13 protein-coding genes are annotated in these 20,220 nt (G+C 72.9%); 6 read left to right on the top strand and 7 right to left on the bottom strand.

Translation table 11 applies throughout. The features are described 5' to 3' along the window. Positions 1-70: 70 nt before the first annotated feature. The 4 genes from ACFYYW_RS12900 to ACFYYW_RS12885 are packed head-to-tail and all read left to right on the top strand — an operon-like array spanning position 71 to position 6,238. The gene (locus ACFYYW_RS12900) at positions 71-847 is read left to right on the top strand and encodes an ATP-binding cassette domain-containing protein (protein WP_125647845.1); all 777 of its coding nucleotides are present in this window, start codon (positions 71-73) and stop codon (positions 845-847) included. Then, on the top strand, positions 844-1,857 hold the full coding sequence (locus ACFYYW_RS12895) for an ABC transporter permease (RefSeq protein ID WP_387647955.1): 1,014 nt from the start codon (positions 844-846) through the stop codon (positions 1,855-1,857). The genes ACFYYW_RS12900 and ACFYYW_RS12895 overlap by 4 nt, the downstream gene beginning before the upstream one ends. Positions 1,858-1,911: 54 nt before the next feature. Next, positions 1,912-2,883, top strand: a complete 972-nt coding sequence (locus ACFYYW_RS12890) for an ABC transporter substrate-binding protein (RefSeq protein ID WP_387647952.1) — start codon at positions 1,912-1,914, stop codon at positions 2,881-2,883. A gap of 31 nt (positions 2,884-2,914) precedes the next feature. Beyond that, complete coding sequence (locus ACFYYW_RS12885) at positions 2,915-6,238, top strand: GH116 family glycosyl hydrolase (RefSeq protein ID WP_387647949.1); 3,324 nt, start codon at positions 2,915-2,917, stop codon at positions 6,236-6,238. Between the two features lie 175 nt (positions 6,239-6,413). On the opposite strand, the gene ACFYYW_RS12880 is transcribed toward ACFYYW_RS12885, so the two are convergent. The 7 genes from ACFYYW_RS12880 to ACFYYW_RS12850 all read right to left on the bottom strand — a co-directional run bounded on the left by ACFYYW_RS12880 (position 6,414) and on the right by ACFYYW_RS12850 (position 16,534). Further along, positions 6,414-6,965, bottom strand: coding sequence for a hypothetical protein (locus tag ACFYYW_RS12880; protein WP_352327077.1), 552 nt, complete (start codon positions 6,963-6,965; stop codon positions 6,414-6,416). A 292-nt stretch (positions 6,966-7,257) separates the two neighbouring features. Next, positions 7,258-8,241, bottom strand: coding sequence for a WD40 repeat domain-containing protein (locus ACFYYW_RS12875; RefSeq protein ID WP_387647946.1), 984 nt, complete (start codon positions 8,239-8,241; stop codon positions 7,258-7,260). Next, positions 8,238-11,330 (bottom strand): hypothetical protein, encoded by a 3,093-nt coding sequence (locus tag ACFYYW_RS12870; protein ID WP_387647943.1) that lies wholly within the window; start codon positions 11,328-11,330, stop codon positions 8,238-8,240. Before ACFYYW_RS12870 ends, ACFYYW_RS12875 begins: the two co-directional genes overlap by 4 nt. A gap of 35 nt (positions 11,331-11,365) precedes the next feature. Further along, positions 11,366-12,436, bottom strand: coding sequence for a hypothetical protein (locus ACFYYW_RS12865; protein WP_387647940.1), 1,071 nt, complete (start codon positions 12,434-12,436; stop codon positions 11,366-11,368). A 3-nt stretch (positions 12,437-12,439) separates the two neighbouring features. Further along, entirely contained in the window at positions 12,440-13,081 is a 642-nt protein-coding gene (locus tag ACFYYW_RS12860) for a hypothetical protein (RefSeq protein ID WP_387647937.1), read from the bottom strand. Further along, positions 13,078-14,349, bottom strand: a complete 1,272-nt coding sequence (locus ACFYYW_RS12855) for a CHAT domain-containing protein (protein ID WP_387647935.1) — start codon at positions 14,347-14,349, stop codon at positions 13,078-13,080. Before ACFYYW_RS12855 ends, ACFYYW_RS12860 begins: the two co-directional genes overlap by 4 nt. 112 nt (positions 14,350-14,461) lie before the next feature. Then, positions 14,462-16,534: a hypothetical protein gene (locus ACFYYW_RS12850; RefSeq protein ID WP_387647932.1), complete on the bottom strand. Its 2,073-nt coding sequence runs from the start codon at positions 16,532-16,534 to the stop codon at positions 14,462-14,464. A 182-nt stretch (positions 16,535-16,716) separates the two neighbouring features. On the opposite strand from ACFYYW_RS12850, the gene ACFYYW_RS12845 reads away from it, so the two are divergent. Continuing rightward, a complete protein-coding gene (locus ACFYYW_RS12845) occupies positions 16,717-18,606 on the top strand; it encodes a hypothetical protein (protein ID WP_387647929.1) in 1,890 nt (629 codons plus the stop codon). Between the two features lie 187 nt (positions 18,607-18,793). Next, positions 18,794-20,062 carry a cytochrome P450 gene (locus ACFYYW_RS12840; protein WP_387647927.1) on the top strand — a complete coding sequence of 423 codons (1,269 nt, stop codon included), beginning with the start codon at positions 18,794-18,796 and terminating at the stop codon, positions 20,060-20,062. The last annotated feature ends 158 nt before the right edge of the window (positions 20,063-20,220 follow it).

Raw genomic sequence — 20,220 nt, 5'->3', positions numbered from 1 at the left:
AAGCCTGCCCCAAAACACCCCCCGTCGAAAGGACGATGCGCCATGCCTGCCCTGTCCCTCGGAGGCCGTGATGGCTGAGCCGCTGCTGGAGGCCCGCGGCATCCGCAAGCGGTTCGACCACGTCGACGCGCTGAGAGGAGCCGACTTCACCGCCTACGCGGGCGAGATCGTCTCGCTCATCGGCGACAACGGCGCGGGCAAGAGCACGCTGGTGAAAGTGCTGTCAGGCGCGGTACGGCCGGACAGCGGCCGGATCCTCCTGGACGGAGAGCCCGTCGCCTTCTCCTCGCCGACCGACGCCCAGGCGGCCGGGATCGAGACCGTCTACCAGGATCTCGCCCTGGCGCCCGCGCTCGGCCCGGCGGCCAACCTCTTCATGGGCCGCGAGGTGACCCGCCGTGGCCCGCTGGGCAGGCTCGGCTTCCTCGACAAAGCGAGTATGCGGGACAGCACGATCAAGGAGCTGGCCTCCCTCGGCGTGCGCCTGGCCGACGTGGACGGCCCGATCTCGACCCTGTCCGGAGGGCAGCGGCAGAGTGTGGCGATCGTCCGGGCGGTCACCTGGGCCAAACGAGTGATCTTCATGGACGAGCCCACGGCCGCGCTCGGCGTCGTCCAGACCAGACGCGTGCTCGACCTGATCCGCCAGGTACGCGACCGCGGGATCGCGGTGGTTCTGATCAGTCACAGCATGCCGCAGGTGCTCGAGGTGTCCGACCGGATCGAGGTGCTCAGGCTCGGCGCCCGGGTCGCCCGGTTCACCACGGGCGAGGCCAAGGCCGAGGACCTCGTCGCCGCCATGACCGGCCTGCTCACTCACGGCGTGACTCTGGAGGAGACGGCATGACGTCGGTATCGATCGAGGAGGCCGCCAGGCCGTCGGCGGGGCTGCGCCGCAGGCTCACCGCGTCCCCGCTCACCTACCTGTCCGCCTCGCTGGCGGCGATGATCGCGGTCTTCTCGGTCGCGGCGCCCGAGGCGTTCCTGTCGGCCTACAACATCCAGACGATGCTGACGGTCACCTCCGTGTTGCTGGTGTTGTCCGTCGGCATGACGTTCGTGATCGCGACCGCGGGCATCGACCTGTCGGTCGGCTCGGTGCTGGTCTTCTCGGCGGTGATGTCCCTGCGGACGATGACCGCGCTGGGCGGCTCCGGATTCGGCGTCGTGCTGGCCGGATTCGCCGTCGCCGTGGTGTCCGGCGTGGTCTGGGGCACGGTGAACGGCCTGCTCGTGGCCAAGGCGAAGGTCCCCGCGCTGATCTCCACGCTCGGCACGATGGGCGCGGCCCTGGGCATCGCGCAGCTCGTCACCGGCGGCAACGACCTGTCCGGCGTGCCCAAGGCACTGTACGAGACGGTCGGCCTCGGCAAGCTCTTCGGCGTCGTGCCCTGGCTGGTCGTGATCGCGCTCGTGGTGACCGTCGCTGGAGCGGTGGTGCTGAACCAGACCAGGTTCGGCCGGTACACGCTGTTCGTCGGCTCGGGCGCCGAGGCGGCGCGCCGGTCGGGCATCAACGTCGACCTGCACCTGATCAAGGTGTACGGCCTGGCAGGGCTGCTCGCCGGGGTGGCCGGCTTCCTCGACCTCGCCTTGTTCGCCAGCGCCAACATCGCCGGTCACTCCACCGACAACCTCCAGGCCGTGGCCGCCGTGGTGCTCGGGGGGACCAGCCTGTTCGGCGGTGTGGCCACCATCCCCGGCACCGTGATCGGCGTCTTCATCCCCGCGGTGCTGCAGAACGGTTTCGTCATCCTCAAGGTGCAGACCTTCTGGCAGGAGGTCGCGATCGGCGTGGTCCTCGTCCTCGCCGTCTACATAGACCAGCTCAAGCGCAAGTCGCGCGAGAAGTCGTAGCCCCCTCGTCCCAGACGAGAGACACCCCCCGTTTCGAGAAGAGGTCATGTCAGCATGCGCACAAGCGTCCTGTCACTGTCGGTCGCGGTCCTCGCCCTGGTCGCCGGCTGCTCGGGAACCGGCGGACCGGCGGCCGGCGGCAGCGAGCCGTACAAGATCACCTATGTCCAGGGGATGGCGGGAAACCCGTTCTTCACCTCGCTGACCTGCGGCGCGCAGGAGCGCGCCAAGGAGCTCGGCGTGCAGTTCGACGCGCAGGGCGGCAAGGACTACAGCCCGCAGAGTCAGACCCCGATCCTCAACGGCGTCATCGCGCAGAAGCCCGACGCGATCGTCATCTCACCGATGGCGGGGGAGGCCATGGTCCCGGCCCTGAGCAAGGCCAAGGCGGCGGGCATCAAGCTGGTCTTCGCCGACTCGGTCGCCGACGACGCGACCCTCGCGGTCTCGCAGATCGCCTCCGACAACTACGCGGGAGGCGTGCTGGCCGCGCAGACCCTCGCCAAGCAGATCGGGGAGAAGGGCAAGGTCATGGTGATGGGCGCCAAGCCCGGCATCTCCACGACCGACGCCCGGCAGAAGGGCTTCGAGGACGAGATCGGCAAGCACTCGGGGATCACCTACCTGGGGCCGCAGTACAGCGAGAGTCAGCCGGCGACGGCCACGTCCAAGTTCGCCGCCGTGTTCGCCGCCAACTCCGACCTGGCCGGAGTGCTCGCGGTCAGCACGCAGGAGGTCGAAGGGGTCGCCACCGGCGTGCAGAACGCGTCGAAGGCGGGGCAGGTGCACATCGTCGGCTTCGACACCTCCGACCCGATCCTCGACGACGTCAGGAACGGCGTCGTCGAGTCGCTGATCGTCCAGCAGCCGCTGCAGATGGGCGTGGACGCCGTCACCCAGGCCGTCGCCGCGCTGAAGGGCGAGGCGACCACTCCCAAGATCTCCACGCCGTTCGTCGTGCTGACCAAGGACAACATGACCCAGCCCGACGTCGCAAAGTTCATCTACAAGACGACCTGCGACTGATCGACGGGCGACCCCCTTCAGGAGAACACCCATGCGCACACCATCCGGACGACTCATCACGTTGGCCGTTGGCGGCCTGCTGGTCCTGCCCGCCGTCGTCGTCGATCTCCCCGCCCAGGCCGCCGACGCCTTCACCGAGAACTTCGAGAGCGGCACGCTGCCCGCAGGCTGGCGGATCGTCTCGGGCTCCTTCGGCCAGCTCATCACTGACCGGGCCGTCAACCACAACGACAGCAGGCCGTACAACAGGCAGGGCGCCTACCACCTGTCCACCCTGGAGAGCCCCACCCAGACGCCGGACGACGGCTACCGCGGCGTGGTCGTCTCCGGGACGTTCACCATCGCCCAGCCGGTCGTCTCCATGCTGGTCGGCGGCGGCAGCGGCGCGAACACCTACGTCGCGGTCTGCGCCTACGACGAGACCAGGCCCGACGGCTGCGGGCAGGAGCTCGCCGTCGCCCGGGGGGACAGCGCCGAAGTCATGGCCCGGCGCCTGCTCGACGTGTCCGCGCACATCGGCGAACGCGCGATTGTCAAGGTGGTGGACGACTCCACCAGCGGCTGGGGCCACATCACGGTCGACGACATCCGCAACGACCTGCCCGCCACACCCGGCGAGGTCCGGGTGGCCCGCACGGCGAGCCGGACGACGTTGACGTGGGACCCCGCCATCGGCGGACAGGTCTACGCGGTCTACCGCTCCACCGAGCGCGACTCCGGCTTCACCAAACTCGGCGAGGTCTCCGGGACGAGCTTCACCGACCGGGCGACCGGCCCGGACACGGCCTACTTCTACGCGGTGTCCGCGCTCTCGTCGGGCGCCGAGTCCGGCAAGGTGTACGCCTACGCCCGGCCGTACGCCGACCTGCGGGCACGCGGGGACACGGTCACCTACGCGGGACAGAACCTCACCGACACCCGATTCCCGGTGGGCCCGCTCGGCTCGGCAGGCATCGTGCACGACGGCACAGGCGCCAGACCAACCTGGTGGATCTTCAACAACCTCGGCCGCGGCGGCTGGCACCTGGAGGCCGACACCTACCGGAAGGGCAAGCTGCCCAACAGCTTCTTCGCGGTGCGCGCCAAGGCCGCGGGCGGACGGCCGGTGGTGCGGGCGCTGCAGACGACCGGGGTGGGCGCGTTCGAGCCGATGAAGTCGCTCACCCAGCAGGGTGAGTACCCGATCCTGAACTATCAGTACAAGGACGAGTCGCTGCCGGTCGAGGTCTCCACCGAGGTCCTCAACCCGATGATCCCGGGCGACGTCAAGGACTCGGCCATCCCCACCGCGATCTACAACATCACCGTCAAGAACCCGGGCCGGCGGCCCGCCGAGGTGTCGGTGCTGGCCGCGCAGCAGAACGCGGTCGGTTTCAACGGCTACGACACGATCGGCGGCGCCGGCAACCGAGTCGTGGCGGGCTACGGGGACAACCGCACCGTGTTCGACGGCAAGAATCTACGCATGACCGGCAAGCAGGGCGCGGGCGGCATGAACCTCGCCGCGCTGGCCGGCGGCGTCACCGGCACCGCCGCCTGGACCACGCTCGACGCCCTGCACGGCGACCTCGCCGACGACGGCGCGCTCGCCGGCCCCGCCGACGCCGGCAGCCCGGCGGCGAACACCACCGTGGACGGCGCACTGGCGGCCACGGTGACGGTCGAGCCCGGTGCGTCCAAGACCATCCCCGTCGTGCTGAGCTGGCACTTCCCCGGCGCCCAGAACTTCAACGGCGGCCCGGGCCGGCAGTACGAGAACTGGTGGACCGGCGCCGACGCCGTCGCCGGTTACGTCGAGGACAACCTCGGCCGGTTGATCGGCCGGACGAGGCTCTACCACGACACCGTCTACGACTCGAACCTGCCCCAGTACCTGCTCGACCGGGTCACCTCGGCCACCGCGCTGCTGCACACCCCGACCGTGTGGTGGGCCAAGAACGGCTTCTTCGGCGCCCGCGAGGGCTGGGGCTGCTGTCCAGGCATGCCCACCCACGTCTTCCACTACGCCCAGAGCCAGGCCTGGCTGTGGCCCGAGGTCGGGCAGCGCTGGACCCAGCAGTGGCTGGACAACATGGACTCCGCAGGCAAGATCCCGATGCGGTTCGACAGCGACGCCGGCTTCACCCTCGACGGGCAGACCGGCGTCATCCTCTCGGCGTACCGGACCTATCAGACCACGGACCGGGCCTGGCTGACGGCCAACTGGCCGAAGATCAAGTCGGCGATGGAGTACGTGGTCGCCCAGGCCGACCCCGACCGGGACGGCGTGCTGACCGGCATCCACAACACCACGCTCGACGGCGGCGAGACCGGCGACGGGTCCTGGCTCGGCTCGCTCTACCTGGCCGCCGTCAACGCCTCTGCCAAGATGGCCGAACTCGCCGGCGACCGTACGGCCAAGGCAGGTTATGACACGATCTACGCCTCCGGCCGGACGAAGCAGAGCCGGCGGTTCTTCAACGGCGAGTACTTCCACGAGGTCTACTCGCCCCAGGGACACTCCTACGGCGACGGCGTCGAGATCGACATGCTGCTCGGCCAGTGGTGGTCAACCCAGCTCGGCCTCGGCGACATCTACCCGTCGGCCGACATCACCACGGCCGCCAAGAACCTGTTCCGCCACAATTTCAAGGAGCACTTCCTCGGTTACGACGTCAGCCACCAGTTCCGGCAGTACGTGGAGGAGACCGACGCCGGCTTGCAGATGATGACCTGGCCGAAGAACCCCAAACCGGGTAACAGCCCGCTCTACTTCGACGAGGTCATGTCCGGATTCGAGTATTCGGCGGCGGCGCTGATGCTCCAGCGTGGCCTGCTCGATGAGGGCCTGCGCGTGGTCAAGGCGGTCTCCGACCGCTACGACGGCCGCGCCAGGACCGAGCACATCAGCGCGGACTCGTGCTCGACAGGCGACGGTACCGGCAGCCCGTTCGGTGACGACGAGTGTGGCAAATGGTACGGAAGGACTCTGTCGTCCTGGTCGTTGCTGACGGCGATGCAGGGTTTCGCCTTCGACGGGCCCGCCCAGAAGGTGACCTTCGCCCCGACCTGGAAGCCGGAGGACCACCGCTCCTTCTTCAGCACCGGCGCCGCCTGGGGCACGTTCGCCCAGAAGCGGGCCGGTCTCACCCAGAACGACGTCCTCACCCTGAAGTACGGCACCGCGACGGTGCGGACGGTCGACCTGGAGCTGGCGGCGGCCGGGACCCCCAAGCACGTCAAGGCATACCTCGACGGCAGACCCGTGACCGCCACCGCCACCGCCTCCGCCGAAGGGACGCGCCTGACCGTGATCCTTGCCCGTCCCGCCGTCCTCAAGGCCGGTTCGGCCCTGCGCGTCCACGTGGTGCGATGAGCTCCCGGCAAGGCCGGGGCGGGTAGCGCCCCGAAGGCCGGTGGGTCAACGCCCTGGCCCAGGCGTTGACCCACCGGCCGGGCGAACTCGGGCCCGGCGAACCGGCCACCCCGCCCGCGCGGCTCCGCGGCCGCCGCGCCTGGCCGCCGGCGCCAGGGTCGTGGCCGTCGCGGGGTCAGACGATGGTGAGGGTCGTCAGGCCGGTCGCCCTGGTGAGCCCGGTGGTCAGGCACTGCAGCAGTTCGGTCTGGACGAGCGTGATGGTCTCCACCGCGTGGCGGCCCTGGAAACGGCCTCCGACGATCGGGCCGGTGAACGTGGTGACCACCTGACCGCCCACGGCGGTGCTGCTCCCGCTGCCGTCGATAACGCTGCTGTCGCCGGTGTTCCACTTGATGATCCGCTCGCCCTGGAACGGGTCAAGGAGGTCGTTGCAGCCGACGAAGATGGTGAACACCTCGTCGTAGGCCCCGCTCGCCACCTGGCCCGTACTGTCCAGGCAGGAACTGAACCGGCCCCGCACCGTGAGCGTGACGTTCCGCGGCGTCAGGACGACCCCCGGGTTGTACGTGACGGTCTCGGTCCCCTGACACTGCACGAGCGCGGCCGCGTAGGCCGGACGCGCGGCCGGAGCGGCCGCACTGAGGGCGATCACGCTGACGGCGGCGACCGCGGCGGCGATCAGCGCGCGCAGGACCCGGCTTCGCCGAGCTGAACGAAAGCTCACAGGACGCTCCCTAGGGGGATGAACGGCAGGGCACTGACGGGGCGACGTTCACGACCGGAACCACGGGTACGTAGACATGACAGCTTCACCAGCGGTTCCGTGATATGCCCCTGAGGGTTGCAGATTCGTACCTCGCCGACACGCAGTGTGATCCCCGGCGTCCGTCAGGGCCGCGGCCCGCGAACCACCACCTGGGTGCGGCAGGCCGCAAGCGCGCCTACCGCAACCGCCCGGCACGAGCCCGGCCAGGCCCGGCCTGATCACAAGCGCCCGGCCTGGTGCGGCTTCCGTCCTATGACTCCGCGAACGTCCATAGGGCGGTCATGCCGTCGCGGGCCCCGACGGCCAGCAGGTTTCCAGCGGGGTGGAAGCTCAGGGTGGTGATCGGCCGGTGGTGGGCGGGCGTGACCGAGACCAGGCGCGGACGCCGTACCTCCGACACCTCCCACAGCGAGATCGCCCCCTGCTGGTCCCCGCAGGCGAGGACCGGCAGCCGGGGATGGAAGGCGACGGCCCTGGCCAGGCCCGTGGGCACCACCGGCTCGCGGGCCAGCGTCGCGGCGGGACGGGGCGAGAGGTCGGCGGTGTCCCACAGGGCGACGGCGAAGGGCGTGTTCGCGGCCAGCGTCCCGCCGTCGGGGCTGAAGATCAGGTAGGAGGCGCGTCCCCAGGTCAGGGTCGTGACGGGCGCGGGCGCGGCCCCGGCCGTGAAGTCCCACAGGTCCACGTTCCCGGCATGGTCGGCGACGGCGAGTGTGGCCCCGTCGGGCGAGAACGCCAGCGCGTCCACGTACGCGACTCTGACCCGCAGGTTGCCCAGCCCGTACGGCCGCGCGGGCTCCCGGACGTCCCACAGCCGCACGGCACCCCCGGCGTGACCGGTCGCCAGAGTCGTCGTGCCCGGCCGGAACGCCAGGCCGAACGCCGCGCCCGCCTGACCGGCGGCCATCGCCGCCCGCTTGTCGCTCCACGGGTGCACGTAGACGGGCGCGAGCCCCCAGCGGTCCTCCAGCGACCAGAACGAGGCGACGCTGACCCGCCCGCCATTGGTGACCAGCATCGGGGACAGCGGGTGAAACCCGGCGGTCGTGACCGAACGGGGGCCACGGCCGGGCCGGGCGTGGCCGCGTGGCGACGGCGGCCCGTCCCCGGCGACGGCCCACCTGGTCAGCGCCTTGGACGCGCCCACCACCAGGGTCTGTCCCGACCGGTCGAACAGGGTGATGCTGGTGCGGCCGTTCCGCGTCCCCAGGTCGTGGAGGAATTCGATGATCATGTCGTGCTCCCTTGGGGGATGTCGGCGGTGACGTGATCCAGGGTCCAGAGCGCGAGCGAACCGCGGAGCCCGCCGCCGATGACGGCCCGCCGTACCGGATGGAAGGCGACGGCGGTCACCGCGAAGGTCCCGGGGAGATGAGCGACCAGCTCCGGAGGGCGGGTCGGTTCAGGAGAGCCGGGCGGGCGCCACAGGCCCACGCCCTTGCGGTGACCGGCCGCCAGCAGGCCGCCGGCGGCGTCGAAGTCCGCCGTGTAGCCGTAGCGCGGGACGCGGGCCCGCTGCACGGGGGGTCCGTCGTCCGGCAGGTCCCACAGGGTGAGGCGGGCCCAACGGCCGGCGATCGCCAGCCGGTGCCCGCCGGGGTCGAACGCGGTCACGAAGATCCAGCCCACCCCGCCGGGAAGGCGGTGGCGGAGCCGGGGGGCGTCCGGGTCGCGCAGGTCCCACAGGTGCACGACGCCGTCGCGGCCGGCGGTCAGCAACAGTGATCCGTCCGGACTGAAGCGTACGCCGCGGACCGGACGGTTGTGCGAGCGCAGCGTCGTGACCAGGCGGGCGGCGGCGGGATCGGCGACGTCCCACAGCGTGACGCAGTGGTCGCCGCCCGCCGCGGCCAGCAGTGGGAGGCGAGGGTGGAAGTCGAGCCCGGCGACGTCCTGGCGGTGTGCGCGCAGAGCGGCGATCGGGCGGGGCTCGGCGGGCGTGCCGAAGCCGAACAGGCCGATCGTGCCGTCGAAGCCGCCGGTGGCCAGCAGGTCGCCGGCCGCCTGGATCGCGAAGGAGCGCAGGCGCGGGAGGCCGGCGTCCCAGCGGGCGTGGGTCACGGCGACGACGGCGGGGGCGTTCAGGTCGTCCAGGTCCCAGACCAGGGCGGCGGGGCCGTGCCCGGCGGTCACCAGGAAGCGGCCGTCGGACGTGACCGCCAGCTTGGTGACCGCACCCCGCAACTCCCCCAAAGGCCGCACGTTCCGCCGCCCCGCCCCGGCCTCTCCGGGAGGCGCGACCGGTTCGGCTGCCGCCTCTCCGGGAGGCGCGGTCCGTCCGGCTCCCGGCTCTCCCGGGCGTGTGGTCGTCTCTTCGGGTACGGCGGCCTGCGCCGCCCGTTCCGTTGCGGGCGTCTCCGGTGCGGCGATCCGCGCGGGGACGACTCCCGACAGGTGGTGCTGGATCGCGGCGTGCCGGAACCGGTAGACGGCGCCGGACCGGACCAGCACCTGGTGGCGCTCGGCACGGTCCAGGAAGGCCAGCATGCGCAGCGGCGTCGCGTGGTGCGCCCGCCACCACAGCCGGGCCAGCACGAACCGCCCCCACGCCCCCCGCAGCAGCGCCACGGCCCCGATGCAGATGCCGAGCGGAATCCCGTTGCCGGGCACCACCCGCATCGCGTAGCCGACCAGCGTCCCGGTGACGGTGGCCTCGAACGCCTGCGCCAACGTGAGCCACCGGTCCTGGGCCGCGGCCCGGCGCGGGCTCATCGCACGCAGGTCGGCGGCATCGTCGAAGCCGAGGACGGCGCGCAACGGCCCCACCCACCAGTTCGCGAACCCCATGGCCGCGGCGGCGACCAGCCCCGCCCTCCACCCCTCGAAGACGGTCACGCCCACGCCGATCAGCACGCCGCTGGACACCGCCAGCCACACGTTGCGGAGAAAGGACGCTTTGTCGGGCGGACGCAGCGCGAGCCGCCTGGGCCGCCCGCCGAGCAGCGTGTCCGGCACGACGCGCGAGGACAGGGCGAAGCTGACGTACGCGAGGGCGCCCACGAGCAGCGCCGTTCCCGGCGGCTCGAACGGCAGGACGGCCAGCGCGGTCACGACGCCGACGAACCACCGGTCGTACCGGCGCGGGTTGCCGACCGCCCGCCACAGCTCCCACCAGGCCAGGTCGAGGCTGCCCCGCCCGTCCAGGTCGCGGGCCAGGGCGACGAGCGCCCGGTTGGCCCGCGCGATCCGCTTCTCGTCCGACTCGCCCGCCGACCGGTAGGCGGCCGGTACGAACGCCTCCAGCAGATGGCTCTCGACGGCGGCGCGGTCCGGGAAACGCCGGGCGTCGAGCAGTTCCTCGGGGTGGGGGAGAGCGGCGTCGTGCGGGGTGCCCGGGGGAGGGTTGTAGCGGGTCCGCGCGAGGGTCAGGGTGAAGGGGCTGCGCAGCGCGGTGAGCAGCGGGCCGCTGGGGACGGCGGTCATGCGATCGAAGACAGGCCGCCAGCGGCGCTGGGAGTTGGCGTTGCCCGCCGTCGTCCTCAGGTGGTCGACGACCTCGTCGAGAGCGAGCGGCTGAAGGTACAAAAAGGTCGCGTCGCCGGGCCGGGCCGGGGAGGTCGTGTCGTCCGGCACGGGGGGCGGGGTCATGCAGGTGAGGACCAGGCGGGTCCCGTCCGGCAGGGCGGCGGCCAGCGCGCCGAGATCGGGCGGGACGGCCGCGAAGCCGTCCAGGATCGGCAGGACCAACCCGGCGGCCACCAGGGAGCGGGCGGTTTGGAGCGGGCTGGTGGCGCCGCCGTCGGCGAAGCCTTCGAACCGGGTGGCGAGCTGGAGGGCGATCCAGTCGGGCAGGGTGTGCGCGGCGGGATCCCAGGAACCGGCTTCGACCACGACCGGTACGGGGTCGCCCGGCGCGCGGGCCGCTGCCAGTTGCCCGCACAGGCGGGCCGCGGCGAACGTCTTGCCCGACCCGGGCGGCCCGAGGACGACCAGGGGACCAGGGGCCGACTCCGCGAAGATGTCGGCGAGGTCGGCGAGGTCGCGCGCCGCACCGCCGTCCAGATCTTCGCCGAGGGAATGGCCGTCGCGTCGCTGGGGCCGGAGCCGTACCGGCAGGGGCGGGGTGGCCAGCCGGGTGAGGGGTTCGACGCCGGACAGGAGGGACAGCCGGTCGGCGACGGTGGTCAGGGGGACGTACGGGCCGCCCCGCCGCCGCGCCCGGATCAGCGCACCCGCCGTCACCCCGGTGAGAAGGGCGGACAGGCCGGTGATCACGGCCAGTGGGACGGCGCCGCGCAGCGCCAGTGCGACGCCGCCCGCGGCGGCGGTGACGGACAGCGCTCCGGCGGCGACCGGAGCGAGCCATCGGGAGGTGGACCTCATCGGGTTCCTCTCCTCCTCGTGTCCGAGGGGGGACGTCAGGGGCTGAACAGCAAGATCACCACCGAGACCGCCAGCGCCCCCATGGCGGCGATCGTGGGCAACGACGGCGCCGGCGGCCACCACCGTCCCCGGACTTGCCTCGGCCCAGCCGGCGCGGCGCCCGGACCGTCGTCCCCGGCCAGGTCCGCACCGGTCCCGGAGGTGCCGCCGGTGGCGTCGGCGTCAGGGCGGGCCTGCAGGGCCGGTGGGACGTTGCGGTACCACCACAGCGCCAGCGAGGTGTACGCGTCCCGCTGGCGGCGGGCGTCCCGCAGTTCCTCGTCCGGAAAGTCCAGATGCCGCAGCAGCGTCAGGTGGTGGAGGTCGACGGCGACCTTCAGGTGGCCGCCGTACCGGCGGGCCGCACCGAGCGCTCCCCGGTAGGAGGCGTGGGCGAGCCCGCCGGAGAGCCACAGGCATGACAGCGTGGCCGCCACCGGCGTTCCGGTCGCGGCGAGGACGCCGGTGGCCGCGCAGCAGAACGTCGCCGCCAGCGCGGAGACGACCAGCAAGAACTCCATGTCGGCCTTGGCGGCGGCGAGCGCGGCCGACACGGGCTCCGGCAGCAGGGGATGCAGCCGGGGCCAGATGACGGCGGTCTCCATCCCGTACCGGTCGGCCGGGTAGCTCTCGGCGTTGCGCAGGATGTTGCCGAGCCGGGTCGCCTGCACCTCCTGCGGACGGCTAGGCAGCGGGTAGTCGTGGTAGATCCGGTCGTAGTCGGCGGGGTCGCCGGGGTCGAGCCGGGCCAGCCGCCGCAGGTGGCAGCGGCGTCCCGCGGCCCTGGCCAGGCGGCCGGCCGGGCCGCTCCAGCCGCCCTCGTACCAGCGGATGATCGCGCCGGTCTGCGCGCTGACGAACGCGGCCGCGAAGAAGGCGACAACCAGCGCCGCGACCAGCACGGCGGCGGTGAGACCGGCCGCGGTGACCCGCTGCCACAGCGCCACCGAGTACGGCAGCGCGCGCAGCGCGACGAGCCCGGTCAGCGCCAGGATGAAGGCCGCGCACGGCAGGAACGCGTTGACCAGGAACCGCCGGTCGGCCAGCTTCATGACCTCGTCGAACACGCCTCACGCCTCCGTCCGGAGCAGGTGGCGGCCGGCGGGGTTGCGGCAGTACGGCGGCTGGTCGGGGTCGAAGTACGGCAGGGAGTTGATCAGCCCGCAGCCGGGCTCCCGGCAGATCACCCGGGCCAGGGGCAGCCCGGGAAGGCCGTGGACGACATGATCGTCGGACGAGCCGTGCGGCCCCATCTCGCTCGGCTCCGGCACGTGCGCCCCCGACCCCAGATACCGCTGGACGGCCTCCACCGGCAGTACGCCCCCGATCCGCCGCCGGTCGTCAAGGAGGACGACGGTCTCGGTGCCCAGGTCGAGCAGCGTGACCGGCAGGCCGTCGCAGAACTCGGCGAAGGTCGTCCGTCCGGCGGCCACGACGCACGGCGGCGCGGGCACCTCGGCGAGGGTGACCGGCCCGTCACCGCCCGCCGCGGCGGCGGCCACGGCCTCGGCCGTCAGGCACGCCACCACGAACTCACCGTCCGGGCCGCCCGGATCGCCGCCCAGATCGCCGTCCCGATCGGTGGCGAGGACCACGACGAACCGGTGCCGGTCGAGCCGGCCGGCGACCTGGTCCGGCGCGGCGCTGGCGGGCGTGGTGAGGAAGGAACCGGTGGCGTGCGACAGCAGGGTGCTGCCCGGCTGGATCGTCATCTCCAGTCTCCGACGAGGACGAAGGGGGCCCAGTAGTAGGGATGGCCGAAGGCGGGGACGTCGTAGTCGGGCGGCGCGGGAGTGGCATGACGCAGTGCCGCCCGCGCGCGGGCCGTCGCCGTGAGCAGCCGTGGGCCGGGCGGGACGCCGTCGCCGGCCAGCTCCCGGTAACCGGCCAGGGCAGCGGCGAAGTCGCCGGCCGCGAAGTGGGCGTCGGCCAGGCCGCGCAGGAGTGCCCGCCGCTGGCCGGACGGGTCCTCGCCGGTCGCGGCCAGGGAGCGGCGGCAGTGTTCCACGACGTCCCCCCGGGTGGTGCCGCGCAGCAGGAGCTGGGCGGTACGCAGCGCCTGGGCCCGCGGGGCGCCGCCGGCCAGCGCGCCGTAGAAGTAGCCCATGAACATGCTCGTGGACAGGTCGTCGACGGCCCACAGGCTGACCACGACGCTGGCCGCGCCCGCGTAGATCAACGCGCGGGTCAGCCCGATCAGCTCGTCGCCCGCGTGCCGTTCGCTGATCCCGCTCTCGCAGGCGCTCAGCGTGATCAACTCGGTGGGCAGGCGCATGCCCATGATGCGTTCGACGGTCAGCAGGCCGTCGTCGTCGGGGCCGGGCGCCAGGAGCAGGCCGGAGCGCAGCGGGTCGTCGCCGGTGAAGTAGCCGTGGCAGGCCAGGTGCAGTACGCCGACGCCGCCGGGGTGTTCGCGCAGGTCGCCGGTGAGCGCGCCGATGGTCGCGGCGGCCTGGCCGCGGGCCGTCACGCGCCCGGCGTACAGGCGGGTCAGCTCGCTGACCTGGCCGTGCGCGTGGACCAGCGGCGCCTCCGGGCGGGAGTCGGCGTAGACCAGGACCTGCCGCCGCCCGGGACGGGACTTGGTCCGGCAGTAGCGCATGACCGACGCGCTGGGGGAGTAGCACACCGGGTTGCGGCCGATCAGCGGCCCGGCGCCGGTATCGAGGGCGTGCATGGGAACGTGGTGCAGCACGTCGTGCGGGACCAGCCACACCACGTCGCCGGGCGCGCTGTGGCGGGTCACCGGCTCGATCAGCATGCTCAGCGGCTCGGTCCACGCGCTGGGGTCGCGGGCGCGGAAGCGGGAGGTGGGCCCGGCCACGGCGAGGGTGTCGCGCACCAGCCGCCGCAGTTCCTCCCGGCCCAGGGGAATCGTCTCGACGGCCGGCTGGTCAAGATCGCCCCGGACGATCTGCAGGACGGTGGCCCGCTCGGTGACCAGGAACTCGGCCAGAACCGCCGACGGCTCGCCAGGCATCGGCGGCTGAGGTGCGTGCGGGCGGGGTGTGCGCGGGTCCGATGCGGGCGGCTGCGGTGCGGGCGGCTGCGGTGCGGACGGGTCCTGTGCGGGCGGCTGAGGCCCGGGTGGCTCAGGCATGGGCAGGTCCGGGCGGTGTCAGGGGCTTGCCGCCCTGCGCGGTGAGCAGGCGGCGGATGTCGTCGTAGCCGGCGGGCTCGCCCCGGCGCAACTGCGCGTACTCGGCTCCTTCCGGCCCGGCCTCGGCCAGCCGCCGCCACACCTCGCCCAGCCGGTCGCGTACGGACCGCGTCCGGGCCGTGTCGCCGGACTCCTCGGCCTGCGACAGTTCGGCCAGCAGCTCCCCCTCGGCCGCGGTGAGCGGGGCGTAGGGGAGGCCGTCCGGGGGGTCGAGCGCCGTGCCCAGCAACTCCAGCATCGATCGGGCGCGCGCCCGTTCGACGAGCTCGAAGGCGGCCCGCGACGGGTGCGGCGGCCACGCCTCGCCGGGGAAGAACGCCGCCTCGCCGAGCAGCAGCACCAGCTCGATGTAGAGGTCCTCCGACCCGCCTCCGAACAGCATCCGCAGGTCGGCGCCGAGCAGGCCGCCGCGCAGCGTCTCCCTGATCTCCAGGGCCCGCCGCAGGTTCCGGTACGCCCGCGGCGGATCGACGGCCCGCTGGGCGACGCCGAGCTGGAGCAGTACCTGAACGGCCAGCGCGGGCAGCCGGTCGGCCTCCAGGGCGTCGGCGGCCCGTTCCAGCGTGGCGCCCGCCGTCTCGTGGTCGCCGCGGACCCACATCTCGGCGGCCGAGCGGATGAGGCTGCGGGAGGCGTCGTGGCTCCAGGAGGACAGATCGGTGACGGGCAGGGGATCGGTGGCGTGGGCGGCGGTCTGAGCGAAGCGGATCAGACCGCTCGCGAGGTGCCAGGAGGCGGTCATCAGGGCGTCCCAGCGCCGGTCGGCCGACCGGGAGGGGACGATCATGCCGGCCGCCCGCCGTTCGGCGTTCAGGCGGCGGCGGCCGGTCAGGGCGGAGCCGAGCACGCGGGCGCGCTCGCGCAGCGCGGCGGCTTCGTCCTGCTGCCGCAGCATCAGGTGACAGACGGATGCGCCCAGCAGCACCCAGCGCCGCGTGAGCGGGACCAGCGCCGGCTCATCGACCAGGGGCAGCAGGCGGGGCAGGAGCTTCTCTGGCGGCATCGGCGTAGTGGTCAGCGGCGACGGGATGGCGCCCAGCGCGAGGGTGGCCAGGAACTCGGCCCGGATGTTGTGCAGGCCGCTCGTCCGCCATCGGGCGGTGGCCTCCTCGTAGGCTGCCAGCGCCTCGTCCATGAACCCGCGCGTCAGGCTCATGTCGCCGCGGGCGCTCGCGCAGCGGGCCCTGGCCAGGTTCAGGCGGTGCCGCTGCCGCTCGCCGGGCTCGGGCAGCTCGGCCTCAGCCAGCTCCACCAGCTCCAGCGCGCGATCGTGCCAGGCGGCCGGATCGTTCCCGAGGCGCGGCGGCGTCACGTGGACGGAGGCGACGGCCGCGTCCGGGTGCCCGGTGGCCGCCGGGCTCACCTGGGCGCACAGACTGTAGACGAACGCCAGATCCGGAGGCCTGTCCCGGCGGGCCGGGCGGCGGACGGCGTCGTCCAGCCACTGCTGGATGATGCGCCGCCGCATGACGGGAGGGGCGTCGAAGAAGCGGTGCGCGTCGAGGCCGCGCGGCGTCCAGTCGTCGCCGGGACGGATCAGGAGCTCGGAGAGCAGGCTGTAGCCCACGACCCAGGCGGCGAACTCGGCCAGTTCCGCACTGCCGGTCAGCATCGCCAGGTAGAAGACGAAGGTCCCCCGGTCGGCCAGGAGTCGCAGGAGGCTCGTGGGGGCCACGCGGAGCGGCACGGCCTCGGCCACGGCGGTGACGACCGTCGGCGCGGCGACGTACAGTGCGGCCACCCACCATGCGTTGGCCGCCGACCAGCGGCCGATCGCGTCGAGGCCGGGCAGCAGCCGGGCGGCCAGGACCGCGAGGAGGATCCCGGCCAGGCCGCCCCGCCATTCGAGCAGCAGGGTGCGCCGGCGCTGCAACGGCGAGAGCACCCTCGCCGTCGCATGGGCCCGCCACCAGAGAATCGCCATCCCGGTGGCGGCGCCGAACACGACGGGCGCCGAAATCGGCGTGCCGCGGGAGAACGCCAAAGCCGTGGGGGACAGGGCCATCACGGCAAGAATCAGTTGTGTCGTACGTAATCCAGGCAGCCGCTCAAAAGGATGGCGCACTCCTGCATAATCCCGAAATCCACCATCGCGCGCCAGCATTTCCGGCCGTCTGTGGCGGTCCGCGCGCCCCGCTCTATACCGTGGAGCCAGTGGGGCCAGTGGAGCCGAATATGGAGGGGCTCATGTCCACCATCTCGCACGCTCCGTACCTGCTCGTGCTCGTCGCGGCCGGGTTCTGCGGCCTGGTCCACCTCCGCGTGGCGGCGCGCGGCGGCCCGCGCACCAGGATCGTGATGGCCATGAACGCGCCGCGCCCGCTGCTCGCCGACCTGCTCAAGCTGGCCAAACCGGCCGTGCTCTTCCTCGCGGTGCTGTGGGCGGCGCACGCGCTGCTGCCGTTCCCGCCGGCCGGCGAGATGCCGGTGACCGCCGTCCTCGCCGTGGCGGGGCTGGTGACCGGCGTGCTCGGCGTGGCGCCGCTGATGGTCGCGAGCGCGCTGCTGTTCGGCCCGATCCTGGCCGACCTCGGGTATACGCTGGCCCTGGTCACGCCCATGATCGTCGGCAGTCTCCTCCTGTTCGCCCTGGTCCGGCCGGAACGCTGGCGCGGCGACGTCGCCCAGCTCCGCGTGCTGGCCACCTACGGCGGCATCCAGCCGCCGGCCCCCTCCCAGTACCTGGCGGCCGCACTCGGCATCGCCGCCTCCGCCGTCCCGGTCGCGGCCACCGCGCTCGTCCCGTCCGGGCTCGGCCCGGTCGGTACGGCGCTGCGCTGGCTGTGCTCGGCGCTGGTGGCGTGCCAGCTCCTGAGCTGGCAGTGGAGCGTGCGCCGCGAGCACAGATGGACGCGCTCGAACGCCAACCTGTACCTGGCCGGGAGCGTGGCCGCCGGTTTGGTGGCGGCCGCCGTCCTCGGTGAGGCGGTCGTCGCCGCCTGGGCCCGGTACCCGTGGCTGACCGGCTGGGCGGGCGGGCTGGTGCTGACCGCCGTGGCCCTGCTGACCTGGGCTCTCATCAAGGACGAGCCGGGCCCTGTCGTGGTCGAGGCTCCGCTCCGCCTGACGCGCGCGGCGCTCACCTCCGCGGTCTTCCCCTGCTTGGCCGGCGTGTGCCTCTTCCCCTCCACCGGGACGGTCGTGGCGACCACGATCCTGGCCGCGGCCGAGACGCTCACTCTGGCCGCCGGCCGCCGACGGCTGCTCGTCCGGGCGATGGCCCGGCGTACGCTCGCCCACGTCGCGCGCTTCGCGCCGGGCACCCGGATCTACTTCCTGGGGCCCTGGCTGCACGACTCGATCTGGACCCGGCCGTCCGACCCCGACCTGGCGCTCGCCCGTCTCTACAGCGGCATGGCCGTACGCTCGGCCGGGGGCGAGATGATCATCGGGCAGGCCCCGCTGACCACGAACGCCGAGCTGCGCCACCCGCTCACCGGTGTCAAGGCGCTGCTGTGGACCACGCTGGCCGCCGAAGCCCTCGACCACGCGGAACGGGAGGCGGTGCCGCGCGTGCCGGCCGCCGCCGTGGCCGGGTTGCGCGCCGCGCTGGAGGCCGCGCGGGCCGACGTCGACCTCGCCCGCGCGGTCGTCCACGCCACTGAGGGGCAGTGGCCGCAGGTGCCGGCCGCCTTGCGCGGCGCGGCCGAACGATACCGGCTCGCCGAGGCGCCCCACCGGGCCGCCCTGGCAGTGGCGCTGGCCGCCGTGGTGTCCGCGGTACACCTGGCCCAGCTGCGGGCGGCGGAGCGGAGCCTGGACGCGGTGCCCGGTCCGGTGGCTGCCGTCCCGGCGGTCCGGGCGCTCGGCTTGGTGCTGCGGGCGTCCCTCGCGCCGGCCGGTGACGGGGAGCGGGCCGCCATGCTGGCGCAGGCCGACGCCGTGCCGTTCACGCGGGCGGACCTGGCCGCCGACGCGGCGCGGGACGCGGGCCTGCCCCCGTGGGACGACGATCTCACCGACGGCGTGCTGGACCTGTGCCGACGATTGCGCGCCACCCTGTCCGTCTCGTCGAGCGTCGTGCTGATCGGAGGCGACGCAACAATTCACCGCGAAACTCTCATTCGCGTGGTGTAACCCGCATAAGAAAGTAAAGCCCCATAAATGTGGTTAATTCATGCCCGGGGATCGGGAATCCGGAAGATCGGGGGAATCGCCGGGAACTCCCTACCTGACATCGGGGCGGCAGAGGTGTTCTCTGGGAAGTGGCCCCGCGCGGGGACCCGCGAGGCCGGTGCCGCCGCGATCCAAAGGAGGGGACGCCATGTCCCAGCCCCCGCCGTTCGTCATCGACCCTACAGGTGCCGACCGGCACGCCGAGTACCGGGCCCTGCGGGAGCGCGGTCCGGCCACCCCCGTCGACGTCCTCGGCCTGCGGGTGTGGGCCGTCACCGACCCTGCCGTGCTGAAGACCCTGCTCACCAGCCCCGACGTCTCCAAGGACGGCCGCGCCCACTACCCGGCCTTCGAGCAGACCACCGCCACGTGGCCGCTCGCCCTGTGGATCGCGGTCAGGAACATGTTCACCGCCTACGGCGCCGACCACCGCAGGCTGCGGCGCATGGTGGCGCCGGCCTTCGGTGCCCGCCGCGTCGACCGGCTCAAGCCGGTCGTCCGGTCCCTGGTCGCCGGCCTGATGGACGACCTTGCCGAAGTGCCTCCGGGCCGGCCGGCCGACCTGCGCGAACGGCTGGCCTACCCGCTGCCCATCGCCGTCATCGGCCACCTGATGGGCGTGCCGGAGGACCAGCGGGACGACTTCCGCCACATCGTCGATCGCGTCTTCGACAGCACGCTCACCCCGCAGGAGGCCCAGGCCAACACCGTCAGCCTGTACGAGAGCATCGACCGCCTGATCGCCGCCAAGCGCGCCGCCCCCTGCGACGACCTGACCTCGTTCCTCATCCAGGCCCGCGACGAGGAGGCCGACGGCACCGGCTTCACCGACGACGAGCTGCGCGACACCGTGAACCTGATGATCAACGCCGGCTACGAGACCACCGTCAACGTCATAGACCAGGCCGTCGTCGCTCTGCTGACCTCGCCCGAGCAGCTCAAGCTCGTACGGACCGGCCGGGTCTCCTGGGAGGACGTCGTGGAGGAGACCCTGCGCCATGAGCCTGCCGTCAAGTATCTGCCTCTGCGCTTCGCCGTCACCGACCTCGACCTGCCCGACGGGCAGCGCATCGCCGCCGGGGAGCCCATCCTGGCCGCCTACGGCGCGGCCAACCGCCACCCCGGCTGGCACGGCCCCGACGCCGACGCCTTCGACGCGACCCGCGCCGCCAAGGACCACCTGGCGTTCGGGTACGGCGTCCACTTCTGCCTTGGAGCGCCCCTGGCCCGGCTGGAGGTCGCCGAGGCCCTGCGCGGGCTCTTCGAGCGCTTCCCCGAGATGTCCCTCGCGGTGCCGGGCGAGGACCTGCGACCGGTTCCCACCCTGATCAGCAACGGCCACCAGGAGCTGCCGGTGATCCTGCGCCCCGCCCACCCGCGCCGCCGCGGCGATGGCCACCCGCAGGTCATGCGATGACGGCGTCGATCATCGCTCGCCGTTACGGCAGGCCGATCCGGCTGCCGGTCGCGCAATCGCCGCTGGTGTCCCACTTGTGCGAGGAGATCCGACGAGCCATGAGGCCCTTGACCTCGCCGTTGTGGTCGACGGACCGGCCTGCTGGAGGTCGTGCCACG

The organism is Nonomuraea sp. NPDC001831 (assembly GCF_042892035.1).
Lineage (GTDB): Bacteria > Actinomycetota > Actinomycetes > Streptosporangiales > Streptosporangiaceae > Nonomuraea.
Note: the sequence above shows the minus strand (reverse complement) of the source record. Positions and strands in the feature narration are given on the sequence as shown.